The following is an 11,778-nucleotide window of genomic DNA, read 5'->3' as shown; positions in this document are numbered from 1 at the left end:
TGCAGGCCATGCCCCCAGCCCGGCACCACGCCCGCTGGCACCTGCTGATCTCCGACCTCGCCCACGCCGCAGACCAGGCCGTACGCATCCTGGACGAGCACCCCGACGGCCAGGACACCACCAGCCGCGACGCACTGCTGTGGCCCTACCTGCAGACCTGGGGCGAGCACGACATCCTTCTGCGCGACCTTGCCCTCCAGCCCGCCCATCCACCGGAGCCGAACCCCGGGTTCCGTACGGAAGAGCAGGAGGCATGGACCGCCTGGGCCCGCTCGGCCCGCAGCCGTGGCCTGCTCCAGCCCCGCGAGTCTCTCTACGACGCCACCGGCCGCCAGCTCACCCTCGTCTTCGTCCCGCACCCGGTCGACGACGAGGAGGAGATGGTTCTGATCCTCGCTGGGGACATCGATGGCCCCGAGATGCGCGTGATCGGGCGGTACGACACCGACGACGACGCGATCCGTGACCTCCCACCCGCGGTCCCGGCCGGCGTGCTCTACCCCAACGGCCCTCCACCGGACAGCGCGTCACCACCCGGGGTGCCACTGGAACAGCTGACCCGCGACGTCATCGACGCGCAGCACAGCGCCTCCGTCGCCGAGGCGATCTCCTACGTCACCGACCTGCCGCCCCACGCCCCCGCCGGACACATCGCGCAGCTCACGGCCTTCCTCGATACCTGCGCCACCTGGGCAACCGCCATGGACACCCGGGCCGGCCAGGAGATCGCCGTGCGGCTGCGGATGCTCGCCGCCCAGACCAGCCACCTGGTCCAGAACCTCGCGCAGATCGGCGAACAGCTGGAGGAAGCGGTGGCGGTCCTGCCGCCGCACCGCGCCCCCGCACCCCGCCACCTGCCCGTACCGCGCCCGCCCGCGGTGGGCACCACACCGGTCATGCCGGCCACGCCGGTCTCCGCCGCTTCCGCACCCCGCCGGTAGCGCGCCCCGCCCGGCCCCACTCCGCCTCGCCCGCTCTCTGACGGAAAGCCCTGCCCTGTTGACCCTGGCCGATCACCCGACCACGACCCCGCCACCCGCCACGTACGGCGCCGTACTGGGAGGCCGGCATGTAGTCCGTCTCCTCGGCGGCACCCTGACCGGGCGCCTGCCCAACGGCATGGTCCCCGTCTCCGTGGTCCTGTGGATCACCAGCGCGGGCGGCCCCCTGGCCTTCGCCGGTCTCCTCGCCGCGCTGTACGGGCTCGCGTCGGGGCTGTCCCAGCCGGTCAAGGGCAGGCTGATGGACCGCTACGGGCAAACACGCGTGTCGGCACCGGCGGCCCTGCTGAACTCCGGCTGCCTGCTCGCCCTGCCGGTCATCGGGGCGGGCGGGCATCCGGTGGCGGTGACGGCGGTGGTGGGGTTCGCGGGTCTGTTCACACCGCCGCTGGAGGCAGGGCTCCGCGCGCTGTGGCCGGCAGTCCTTCCTGATCTGGGCCGGAGACGAGTTGTCCAGGCCCTCGACACCGGCTCCCAGGGCCTGCTCTACATCGTGGGCCCCCTCCTCGCCTCCTGGCTCGCCACCGCGTACGGGCCCGACATCGCCTTGACCGCGACCGCCGCTCTCGGGCTCGTGGGCACGGCGGTGGTCCTGACCGCCGCCCCGTCACGGACCTGGCGTCCAGTACCCGCCAGCGGGGCGACGGGAGGCGGGCGCTTGATGAACAGCGGCTTGGTCCTGCTGTTCACCGCGTTGTCGGGGACGGGGTTCGCCCTCGGTGCGATGAACGTGTGGGCCGCGGGCATGGCCACCACGCACGGGATGGCCATGCTCTCCGGGATGCTTCCCGCCGCGTTCTCCTCCGGCAGCTTCCTCGGCGGTCTGATCTATGCCCGCAGGGCATGGCCCGGCACGACCACCAGCCAGCTCATCACGACCGCCGGCCTGTTCGTCCTCGGCTGGATACCCCTGCTGGCCCAGCCAGGGGCCCACGCCGCCATCGCCCTGACCGTGGTCCCGGGACTGTTCCTCACCCTGATCATCACCAACGGCTTCCACACCGTGGACACCCTCGCCCCCGCCTCCCGCACCACCGAGGCGTACGCCTGGCTGATCCTGTCGGTCGGCACCGGCCAGGCCGCCGGGACCGCGCTCGCCGGAGCCCTCGCCGAGCGCCCGTACGTACTCGCCGCGCTCCCCGCCGCCGGAGCCGCCACCTCGCTGGCCATCCTCGTCCTCGCCCGCCGCAAGCTCGGCCCCGGCCGTCGCCTCGGCCGCCACCGACGCTCCCGACACCACCAGCCCCATCACAGCAACTTGCCCGCATTTGAAGGAGATTCCCTTATGGCAATACGAACCGAATGGCAGATCGTCCACAGCTGTGGACACGAGGTCACGCGCGACCTGTCCGACCGTCCCGCCGACAAGCGGGCCGGCTTCGCACGCTGGCTCGGCGGCCGGGACTGTACCGACTGCTGGAAGGCCTCCCGGGACTCCGACAGCGCCGCGAAGGAAGTGTGGCTGGGTCTATCAGGATTCAGGTGTGGTTCGTCTGTTTGGCCTACAGGTTTTTCGGTGGGCTGTTCGGTCTACACCCGTCCGGCGGTGAGGCGGCCGTCGAAGAGGACGTCGAACTCGTTCAACGCCGACTTCCAGCGGTTGTTCCAGCGCTGGCGGCCGCGGCCGGTGGGGTCCAGGGCGAGGGTGGCGAGGTAGAGGCGCTTGAGGGCGGCGGTCTCGTTGGGGAAGTGTCCGCAGGCCTGGGCCGCGCGCCGGTAGCGGGCGTTGAGGGACTCGATCGCGTTGGTGGTGTAGACGACCTGCCGGATGGCGTCGGGAAGGCCGAGGAAGGGCACGAACTCGCTCCAGGCCCGCTCCCAGGTCCCGGCGATCGAGGGGTAGCGCTTGCCCCACTTGTCGTCGAAGTCCGTCAGCCGTGTCCGGGCCTCGTCCTCGTTGACGGCGGTGTAGACGGGCTTGAGGTCGCGGGCGACTTCGGCCCAGTCGCGGCGCGAGGCATAACGCAGGCTGGCACGCAGGAGGTGCACCACGCAGGTCTGGACCACGGTCTGGGGCCAGACTGCGTTCACTGCGTCAGGCAGGGCGCTGAGCCCGTCGCAGACCAGCATCAGCACGTCACGGACGCCTCTGTTCTTGATCTCGGTCAGCACCGTCTGCCAGTATTTGGCGCCCTCGCCGCCGTCCCCGGCCCACAGCCCGAGGATCTCGCGATAGCCGTCGGCGGTGACCGCGACGGCCACGTAGATGGGCCGGTTGGCGACAGAGCCGTCCCGGATCTTCACGTGCACGGCGTCGATGAAGATGACCGGGTAGACCGAGTCCAGCGGCCTCGTGCGCCACTCTGCCATCGATTCCAGGGCCTTGTCGGTGATCGTGGAGATGGTCTCCTTTGTCGTCGTCATCCCGTACGTCTGGGCGAGATGGGAGACGATTTCACCGGAGGTCAGTCCCTTCGCGGTCAGCGAGAGCACCAGGTCGTCCAACGCGCCGGTGCGGCGGGCGTACTTGGGCAGCATCCGGGGCTGGAAGGTACCCAGCCGGTCTCTGGGGACCTGCACCGTGACAGCACCGACCTCCGTCATCACCTTCTTGGCCCGGTACCCGTTACGGGTGTTGCCACCCGAGCGCGACCCGCGTCCACCGACCCGGCCGGCCTCCACGGCCAGATGCTCGTCCATCTCGGCTTCCAGAGCGGACTGCATCAGGTGCTGGGCCAGCTCCGGCAACAGGCCGCCCTCGCCCATCAGCCGCAGTCCCCCGCCGCGGACCTTCTCGGCCGCGAGCGCGGCCAGCTCCTCCAGCAGCTCGCTGGACAGACCGTTGTGCGATACCGGCATCGACTTCACGTCGGCACCCTGAGCGCCATCGCCGACCTCGGCAAGTGACACGCCGTCGACGCCCTCGATCAGGTGATCAGTCGTCGTACTCATCAGGCTCACTCCTTCGGGGAGACCCACACCTGATTCATGACACTCCCGTGTGGCTGGCGGCGAAGCGTGCCGAGGAACAGCAGGCCGCGCTGGAATGGGCGACGCAGTTCGATATGCCGCCGCTGGAGGGTCCCGAGCGGGCTCTGGCGTGGGGTGAGCGTTCCCGGTTCCAGCTGGTGACGGCCGCGTACACCGCGCTGGTCACCGAGGGCGGTACCTGGGACGAGGCGGACTGGGCCGCGCTGGAGGAGAAGATCCGCACGGTCACCCGGGCCGGGTGGTGGATCGACCAGCGCGATGCGGAGGGAACGGACCTTCCCGAGCTGCTGGACGCGGCGACGGCGGAGGACCGGGGGACGGAGAACCCGTTCCGGTAGCCGTGGGCGGACATATATAGCCGACGATCCCCGGTCAGCCAAACCGGGGATTCTCCAGACCATTGAAGTACTTCACCCGCCGCGACCTGCGGCACTCTCGTGGAAGGACTTCTGCCGTGCCCGACGCCAGCCGCGCCGCGTTCATACCCGCCGATGCGATCACCCCCGGACGGGACATCACCCACGAGCACTTCGCCCCCGGCGACCGGATCGTGGTCATCAAGGGAGTGGACGACGGCATCCTGTGGGGCGACGCCATGACGGTGGTCACCCCGTCCTGGCACACCCCGACCAACGAGGACGGGTGGCGCCTGCGCAACGCAGAAGGCGGTACCCGCAGTTTCATCACCGGACACCCCCGCTACCTCGTCCACCTCTCCCGGCACTGCCCCGACTGCCTGATCTACCAGCGGGCCCTGCAGGACTACCTCGTGCCGAAGTTCACCGACAGTGAGCCCGTCGATGTCGGCTGGTATTCGATCACCGAGCTGAACCAGCTCGTGCACGTCGCCGACGGCCGGGCTGGCAGCCGATGATCCCCGCACTGCAGGGGCTGCACATATCGTCCACCTACGCGCTCGCCGAGGCGCTGGGCCGGCCCGTCAGCGACCAGGAGGGTCTGGCCACCGACGGCACGGTCGTCGCGCACTGGTCGCTGCTCGACTACTTCACCGACGAGGACCGGATATGGAGCTCGGTGGAGTGGGCCCAGCACCTCGACGACGCCAACAGGGAGCACCCCTTCGCTGCCACATACCGAGGTGATCCCCACGTCATCCTCCATGTCAGCGTCCGTCTGCATCCCAAGGACCGGGTGCTCACCCCGGCCGAATGGTCCGAGGTCGGCCATCGGCTCGCCCGCGTCTCGGGAATCGCTCCGCCCGGTGACCCGGCGCCGTGCAGGTGGATCGCCATTCGAGACCAGTCCTACCGCCTCGACCTGGTCGCGAATCTGATCCGCGAGGACGGCGTCCGGGCGGCCGTGCTCGGGCAACTCCTCCACGTCCTGGCCGCGGAATGCCGACGCATCGAAGCCGACCTCGGTCTTCTCTCCCCGCTAGACCACCATGTCAGCCCCTTCAAAGCGGACATGCTGTCTGCGACGCGGCCCACCACCGAGACGCTCGGCTCCAGCGTCGTGGCGCATTTGTCCGACGAGGCGCACCGTCACCTTGACGCCGCGCGCCGCCTCGTGGAGAAGGCGGCCCAGCAGCTGGGCACCCCGTCCTCGAACGAGCCGGGCCTCGCCCATCAGCTGGAGTGGATCGCCCGCCGCACCCAGGGTCTCGATTCCGACCTCTCCGAGATCATCCCCGGTCGGCCCCGCACCCCTGCCACAGGCCCCGTAGTACCTCTCACCGCTGACCTCCCGGCAGACCGTTTCTCCCGGATTCGCTGACCGGCCACCCGTCTGCAGAAAGCATTCTCTTCTTGGCCCTCGCCCACCGTGTCCTGACTATCCGGCGCGATCCCCACTCCGGTGAAATCCTCGCCCATGGAGGTGACCCGGAAGCCCACAGCGTCCTGGAGCGCACCGGATTCGTCCCTGTCGTCCGCCGCCACGAGGCCTACCACCGTCTTCCTACCGGCCTCGACCAGGATGACGAGATCCGCCTGGCCACCCGCGCCGTGGCCCGCCTGCAAGCCGTCGGCTACGACCTGACCGCGGACACCGCCTTCGCCACCGAGCAACACGAACCGCACTACCTCTCCCTCGGCGCCCAGGTCGCACATCTCGCGACCCGGATCCGGGAAGCGGAGACCACCGAAGAGGTCAGCGACGCCCTGACGGAGCTGACCGCCACCCACGACGGTGTCCTCGCGGCCCTCGCCGAAGTCCTCGCCGCCACAGCCGACTTCCTGCAGGACCTCGGGCAGCCCGTCGACCCGCACACCGCCGCACGGCTGCACTACCTGGCCGACGAACGACTCAACGTCATCACCTCCGACCTGCGACAGGTCCGCAACGGGCTAGCCGACCGGCAGGCAGCACATCCCCACCGCGCGCCGTGCCCCCAGGAAGTCGCCAGCGACGAACGGGAGAAGTCGGCCTCCTGCCCCTGCCCCGCGCCTGCCCGCATCCCCACCACGCCCATCACACCGGCTGCCCTGCCACCCGCCCCGGCTGGCCGCCGCCGCTGACCCGCCCCGACACCCGCCCGAGGAACCCATGCCCGACGACCGCGACCCCGACGAACTCGGCTCCTTCGCCGCCATCCTCACCCAGAACCTGCCCGGCACCTGGACCCAGGAGCTCCGCCAGCATGCCGCCCACGACGACCGCCACGGCGTCACCGCCGACGTCTGGGACATGAACCACGTCGCCGAAGCCCTCGCCCAGCACCCGCTGAAGCACGACGTCATCCTGACCTGCGACGACGGTCGCCGCCTCTTCCTCCTCGACCATCCGCGCTACGAGGACGAGTTCCTCATAGCCGCCATGGCCCCCGTCGACACCCCCGCGGAAGCATTCCGAGGGGTGCGGGAGCCGGACGGCATCGCGATACCCGCCGACCCCGAGCAGGCCGCCGATGCCATCGTCACCAACCTCCTGCCCCGCTACGAGGCCGCTCTGGCCCAGGTCCAAAACAACGCCCTGCGCCTGAACCGTGCCTCCGCCCAGCCCGACACCCTGGTGATGAGCTGGACGGAATCCGGCGACCTCACCGCCAATACCGACCGCGCGGACGTGGCCGGCATCCTGACCGCCCACGGGTTCGTCCACGACCCCGGCCAGCAGACGTACGTCGCCTCCGGCGACGACACCACGCACCAGGCACAGTGCGTACGGGCGGCCGGCGCCGCGCTCGGCGCCCTCAACATCGGCGTGACCCTGCGCAACGCACCTCACCGGGGCACACCGGCAACGACGCCCCTGCCCGCACCGCGCCCGGCCGTGCCGAACACCGTCCGATCCCGGTGAAGGATGCGGGAGAGCCCGACTTCCTCATCCTCGACTACGTCACCATCACCCGTGACCCGCGCACCCAGCTGGTGGTGACCAGCAGCTGCACGCCGGAAGCCGCCGGCATCTTGGAGGTTGTCGGCCGCTTCCGCGAGGCCCCCGGACCGCGCGGCCCCTTCCACCGCCAGCCGCACGACCTGCCCGTCGAACAGCAGCGCCACTACGCGACCGCCGCGGCCCAGGCCCTCCTGCTCGCAGGGTTCAGCGTCTTCCTGGATCCCTCCCTGAACACGCTCGCCGCCCCCGAAGGCGACCGGGCAGCGGCCCACCGCTACCTGGACCACCTCACCGAGCGGGCCCGCGAGGCCACCGACGACAAGCAGGTCGCCGAGATCCTCGCCGAAGTAGCCGCGCCCACCGAAGGCCTGCTGTCCCACCTGGTGCAGACCCTGATCACGACCTGGGCCACCTGGAGCCAGCGCACGGACGGCACGCTGTCCAAGGAAAGCCTCTCGATGCGGCTGATGGGCACCACCAGCGGGCTCTCGCGCGGCGGCGACGAGATCCGGTACATCCGCAATCAGGCCGCCGCCGCCAAACCGGCCGCCCCGCAGCCGCCTGCACCTCCAGGCCCAGCGGCATCGCCACCCACCCGGGGACGCTGAACCCGCCGCACTCCACCTCCGAAACGGCCATGCCTCCACGACGCCACCGAAACGATCTCGCGGCCTTCGCAGAAGGCCTCGCCGCCCGCCTGCCCGATACCTGGACCAGCACCTACACCCGCCACGCCGCCTACCACGACCAAATCGCGACCACATCCAAGGTGTGGGACATCGGAGCCGTCGGCTACGCCACGTCGAACTTCGTCCTCGGCGATCAAGCCGTGCTCGTCCGCCCCGACGGAGCCCGCCTACTGGTCTTCGACCGGCCCCTGTACCGGGCCCAGTTCATGATCGGCGCGCTGGAGCCGGACGCCCATCACGACGCCTTCCACGGGGTCGCCGAGCCCTTCGGAATCGCGATCCCCTGCGACCCGGCCCGCGCCGCTTCCCAGGTCGGCCGCAGGCTGCTGCCCCGCTACGAGGATGCGCTGCGCCAGGTCCGGCACAACACCGCCCACCCCGTGCCCCGCCGGCCCGAACCTGCGCTGATCGCCGGGGCGGTGAGCATGGCCTGGCACCCGGACGGGGCCGTCGGCGCCGTCACGGGAGTACGCGAGGCAACCGCGGTCCTGTACAGCGCCGGATTCCAGTACCACCCGCACCACCGGCAGTTCCTGCTACCGGCGGCCTACGGCGACCGTGAGCAGATCGCCCGCGTCCAGACCGTCTCCCAGCAGCTGGCCCGTATCGGCGTCGGCGTCACCATGCACCCTGCCCGGCATTCACCAGCGCCCGTGCCGCTGCCCGCGCGCGCCCCGACCCCGGCCGCCGCTTCCCCTGCCCGCTGATCCACCCACCACCGCGAGGAGATCCCCGTGGGAAACCTGGCCGATGAATCCGGCACCGACGTCGAGATGTACCGCCGCGCCCGCAACCCCGACACCATCCACGTCATCAGCCGCAGCGACGCCCCCGAAGAGCTCCTGACGATCCTCGACAACGCCGGCCTGGAACGAAAGACCACCGAGACCACCGGCCCCGTCTACGTGTGGCACGAGACCCCTGAAGGTCTGAGCGAGAAGGCCCAGAAGCAGCTGGCAACCCGCGCGATGCTCCCGCTCCTCATCGCCGACTACGACGTCAACTACGACGACGGCGTGTACGACGTGACCGCGTGGGCTCAGGCGGTGGCCGAGCACCGAGCCCAGCAGGCCAAGGGCAAGATCACCCAGGCCCCGGCCGGAGCTCCACCAGGGCCGCCCAGCGCTCCCCCGCGCTCCCGCTGACCCCTCGCCGTTCCCGGCCCGTCCGGGCCGGGAACGGCTCCCTGACCAACCGGAGCACCACGATCCCGCACATTCCAACCCACCCGCCGCCGATCTCGCCCGCCCGTAGACCTCGCCTGGCCGTCTTCCTCCTGCGCCGCTACCTGCGCGCCGTGACCGCCGGATCCACCGGCCGGCACACCCCGCTCGCCCCCGGCCCCTCGGGCGTCCTGGTCACGTCCCGGTGTCAAGACGCTGGCCCCGACCACCCTGGAGGAGCATGACCGTCTACGACCCCGAAGCCCTGGCCCGTCAGATCGCGCGACAGATCGCACAGCTCAACGAGCACCTGAGCGTGGCCTCGCCCGAGGAAGCCGCCCGAATCCTGGGCCGGGTCCTCGACCCCGAAGAAGGCGTCCTCGGGTCCTTGACCACCTTGGTGGCCACCGGATCACGGTTCGCGCAGGACCGGGCGCGCGCTGGCGTTCTACCGCCTGAAGTCTGGCTCGCCCTCGGCCGCGCCGCGAACGAACTGCACGACATCGCCCTCGACCTCGACGACCACGCAGCGGACATCCACCGGCTCACCCAGCAACGCACGGCCGCCACACTCCCGCCGGCCCCGTCGGCGCTCGTCGCCAGGAGGCACCGGTGAAGAAGACCTGGACAGGCTGGGGACCGACCGCCGACCAGCCCCAGCAGCACTACCTAGTCGAGCCCCGCCACCTCGGCGGCGGAGGAGACCTCCGCTTCGTCGCCGAGTACCTGCGCGCCTCCGGCTGGAAGGACATCTCCCGCACGGGCGGCCCGATCGTCTTCGACAGCCCCGACCACACGGTACGGGTCGGCTTCGACCCGACGGCGATGCCCGGCGGCTGGACCATCTCCGGCCAGGCCGTCGGGCAGCAGCCGGCCTGGCACGCCACCTTCACCATGGCCGTGCCGATCGAGATCGTCGCCGGGTTCACCGACACCCTGACCAAACCGCGCTCCGCCCACGCCCCGAACGTGTGGGCTCCGCTGGAGGAGAACGGGTGGGAGACCGAACGCGGGCAGCATTTCACCGCCGTATCCCCGGACCGCAATGCCTGGCTGCAGTACCACCAGCAGAACGAACCCGGCCAGGCGCACTGGTGGGCCGGGGCACGCACCGAGCACGGCCGGACCTGGGACGCAGTCTTCACCCCCACGACGCCGATGCACCTCATCCAGGGGTTCTCGGCCGCGCTGTCGGACCCGACCCCGGTCATGCGCCCGCGCGGCGACGTCCCCGCCACGAAGTGGATCCGTACCACCTCGGTGTCGGTGCGCCCCTCCGAACTCGGGGGCTGGCAGCAGGCCCGGATCACCGCCGCCCGCGCCGCCACCTGGGCGCGCAACTCCTGGGCCGCCGCCCGCCCCCGCCAGCACACCCCCGCCGGTCCCTACACAGCCGCCGGCGGAAGCAAGGCCCGCCATTGAACCGCCCCGCCCACCTCACGACAACCGAGGAGCCCCATGACCGCACCCGTCACCGTCCCCACCCCGGAGCAGATCGAGCAGGCCACCGACACCCTGGCCCAGCTCGTGGACTACCTGCGGACCGAGCCGCCCACCGCCAACGTCCTGCCGCTGCTAGCACCGCTCCTCGACGAGGACGACGGCATCCCGATCCTGCTGTCCGACGCCCTGCGCGCCGCCGCCCGAGCCGTCGCCACCCACGCCGAGCCGTACAGCAGCGACGTCAACTCGGTGGTCACCACCCTGCGGGAAGCGGCCACCGAGATCATGCAGTGGCACTCCCTGCACTGGGAGGTCCGCCGCCTGGCCCGTGCCACCGCGCCGGAGGCGGCGTCCTGAGCCAGCGGCCCTTCATCTACACCCGCGCCGACGAACCGCACAACGGGATCTGGTTCGAGACCAGTCCCCGCCACCTCGCCGGCCGCGGCGACCCCCGCCACATCACCCAAGCACTGCGAGCAGCCGGCTGGTCCAACCACTCCGACCCGGACTACCCGCACGTGATCCTCTCCAGCCCCGACCAGCGCTATGCCCTGGCCCTGGAGCCGGAGAACGAGTCGTACTCCAAGTGGTGGCGGATCAGCTGCACCAGCGACGACGAGAACTGGTACGCCCAGTTCTGCGGCAACACCCCCGTCGAGATCCTCGCCGGATTCACCGACGCCCTCCTCACTCCCGTATTCGAGACTGCCCCCGACGTGTGGTCCATCCTCACCGCGGCGGGCTGGACCTACGTGCGGGACGAGCGCGGACACGAGCTTGCCGAACATCCCGACGGCATCGTGCAAGTACGCCGGTGGAACACCCCAAGCAACTGGAGCCCCGGCTGGACTGCCGCCGCGCTGCTCCCCGACGGCCTCGGCGGACAGGAATCGGTGTGGGAGGCCCACCTCGGCAACGCCCCGCATCTTGCCGCCGCGTTCGCCACCTCGCTGGTGGATCCCCGTCCCGTCGCACGGGCCGAGTTCGACGTCCCGCACAGCGGCCTCGTCACGCAGAAGCCGGGCGGCCGTCAAGCGAACGAGCTCGCGAAGGAACACGCCGCGCGCCTGGCGCGTATCCGGGCCACCGCCGCACGCCACCGGCGCACCGCCCTCACCACCCAGCCCGTCACCAGTTCGGCCCCGGCGGTGCCCGTCGCCGCCGGGCGCCGCCGGTGACTCCCGCCGGGCCCGACCAGTCCCTCAAGGAGCCGCGCTCTGTCCATCACTGACCGGCAACTTGCCGCCTTCG

13 protein-coding genes and 2 pseudogenes are annotated in these 11,778 nt (G+C 70.9%); 14 read left to right on the top strand and 1 reads right to left on the bottom strand.

Annotation, left to right across the window (positions count from 1 at the left end; genetic code table 11):
* Positions 1-8 precede the first annotated feature (8 nt).
* Both ACLLJJ_RS27900 and ACLLJJ_RS27895 read left to right on the top strand, forming a co-directional pair.
* Positions 9-941: a hypothetical protein gene (locus ACLLJJ_RS27900; RefSeq protein WP_434596488.1), complete on the top strand. Its 933-nt coding sequence runs from the start codon at positions 9-11 to the stop codon at positions 939-941.
* A 178-nt stretch (positions 942-1,119) separates the two neighbouring features.
* A pseudogene (locus tag ACLLJJ_RS27895) lies at positions 1,120-1,920 on the top strand (MFS transporter); the annotation flags it as partial.
* A 611-nt stretch (positions 1,921-2,531) separates the two neighbouring features.
* Here ACLLJJ_RS27895 and ACLLJJ_RS27890 read toward each other — a convergent pair.
* Complete coding sequence (locus tag ACLLJJ_RS27890; protein WP_434600248.1) at positions 2,532-3,800, bottom strand: IS256 family transposase; 1,269 nt, start codon at positions 3,798-3,800, stop codon at positions 2,532-2,534.
* A 143-nt stretch (positions 3,801-3,943) separates the two neighbouring features.
* Between ACLLJJ_RS27890 and ACLLJJ_RS27885 the strand changes: the two are divergent.
* The 12 genes and pseudogenes from ACLLJJ_RS27885 to ACLLJJ_RS27830 form a co-directional block, all read left to right on the top strand.
* A pseudogene (locus ACLLJJ_RS27885) lies at positions 3,944-4,270 on the top strand (hypothetical protein); the annotation flags it as partial.
* Between the two features lie 116 nt (positions 4,271-4,386).
* Positions 4,387-4,806, top strand: coding sequence for a hypothetical protein (locus ACLLJJ_RS27880; RefSeq protein WP_267838958.1), 420 nt, complete (start codon positions 4,387-4,389; stop codon positions 4,804-4,806).
* Positions 4,803-5,669, top strand: coding sequence for a relaxase/mobilization nuclease (locus ACLLJJ_RS27875; protein ID WP_267838959.1), 867 nt, complete (start codon positions 4,803-4,805; stop codon positions 5,667-5,669). The genes ACLLJJ_RS27880 and ACLLJJ_RS27875 overlap by 4 nt, the downstream gene beginning before the upstream one ends.
* Positions 5,670-5,701: 32 nt before the next feature.
* Positions 5,702-6,412: a hypothetical protein gene (locus ACLLJJ_RS27870; RefSeq protein WP_267838960.1), complete on the top strand. Its 711-nt coding sequence runs from the start codon at positions 5,702-5,704 to the stop codon at positions 6,410-6,412.
* 28 nt (positions 6,413-6,440) lie between these two features.
* Positions 6,441-7,193 (top strand): hypothetical protein, encoded by a 753-nt coding sequence (locus ACLLJJ_RS27865; protein WP_267838961.1) that lies wholly within the window; start codon positions 6,441-6,443, stop codon positions 7,191-7,193.
* Positions 7,190-7,840, top strand: coding sequence for a hypothetical protein (locus ACLLJJ_RS27860; protein ID WP_267838962.1), 651 nt, complete (start codon positions 7,190-7,192; stop codon positions 7,838-7,840). The genes ACLLJJ_RS27865 and ACLLJJ_RS27860 overlap by 4 nt, the downstream gene beginning before the upstream one ends.
* Positions 7,841-7,869: 29 nt before the next feature.
* Complete coding sequence (locus ACLLJJ_RS27855; protein WP_267838963.1) at positions 7,870-8,628, top strand: hypothetical protein; 759 nt, start codon at positions 7,870-7,872, stop codon at positions 8,626-8,628.
* A 27-nt stretch (positions 8,629-8,655) separates the two neighbouring features.
* Positions 8,656-9,066 (top strand): hypothetical protein, encoded by a 411-nt coding sequence (locus ACLLJJ_RS27850; protein WP_267838964.1) that lies wholly within the window; start codon positions 8,656-8,658, stop codon positions 9,064-9,066.
* A gap of 259 nt (positions 9,067-9,325) precedes the next feature.
* On the top strand, positions 9,326-9,700 hold the full coding sequence (locus ACLLJJ_RS27845; protein ID WP_267838965.1) for a hypothetical protein: 375 nt from the start codon (positions 9,326-9,328) through the stop codon (positions 9,698-9,700).
* Positions 9,697-10,506: a DUF317 domain-containing protein gene (locus ACLLJJ_RS27840; protein ID WP_267838966.1), complete on the top strand. Its 810-nt coding sequence runs from the start codon at positions 9,697-9,699 to the stop codon at positions 10,504-10,506. Before ACLLJJ_RS27845 ends, ACLLJJ_RS27840 begins: the two co-directional genes overlap by 4 nt.
* A gap of 36 nt (positions 10,507-10,542) precedes the next feature.
* Complete coding sequence (locus ACLLJJ_RS27835) at positions 10,543-10,884, top strand: hypothetical protein (RefSeq protein ID WP_434596484.1); 342 nt, start codon at positions 10,543-10,545, stop codon at positions 10,882-10,884.
* Positions 10,818-11,705: a DUF317 domain-containing protein gene (locus ACLLJJ_RS27830; RefSeq protein ID WP_434596481.1), complete on the top strand. Its 888-nt coding sequence runs from the start codon at positions 10,818-10,820 to the stop codon at positions 11,703-11,705. The genes ACLLJJ_RS27835 and ACLLJJ_RS27830 overlap by 67 nt, the downstream gene beginning before the upstream one ends.
* Positions 11,706-11,778: the final 73 nt, after the last annotated feature.

The organism is Streptomyces sp. A5-4, assembly GCF_051131715.1.
Classification (GTDB): Bacteria; Actinomycetota; Actinomycetes; order Streptomycetales; family Streptomycetaceae; genus Streptomyces.
The sequence above is the reverse complement of the archived record's forward strand: the minus strand, read 5'-3'. Positions and strand labels throughout refer to the sequence as shown.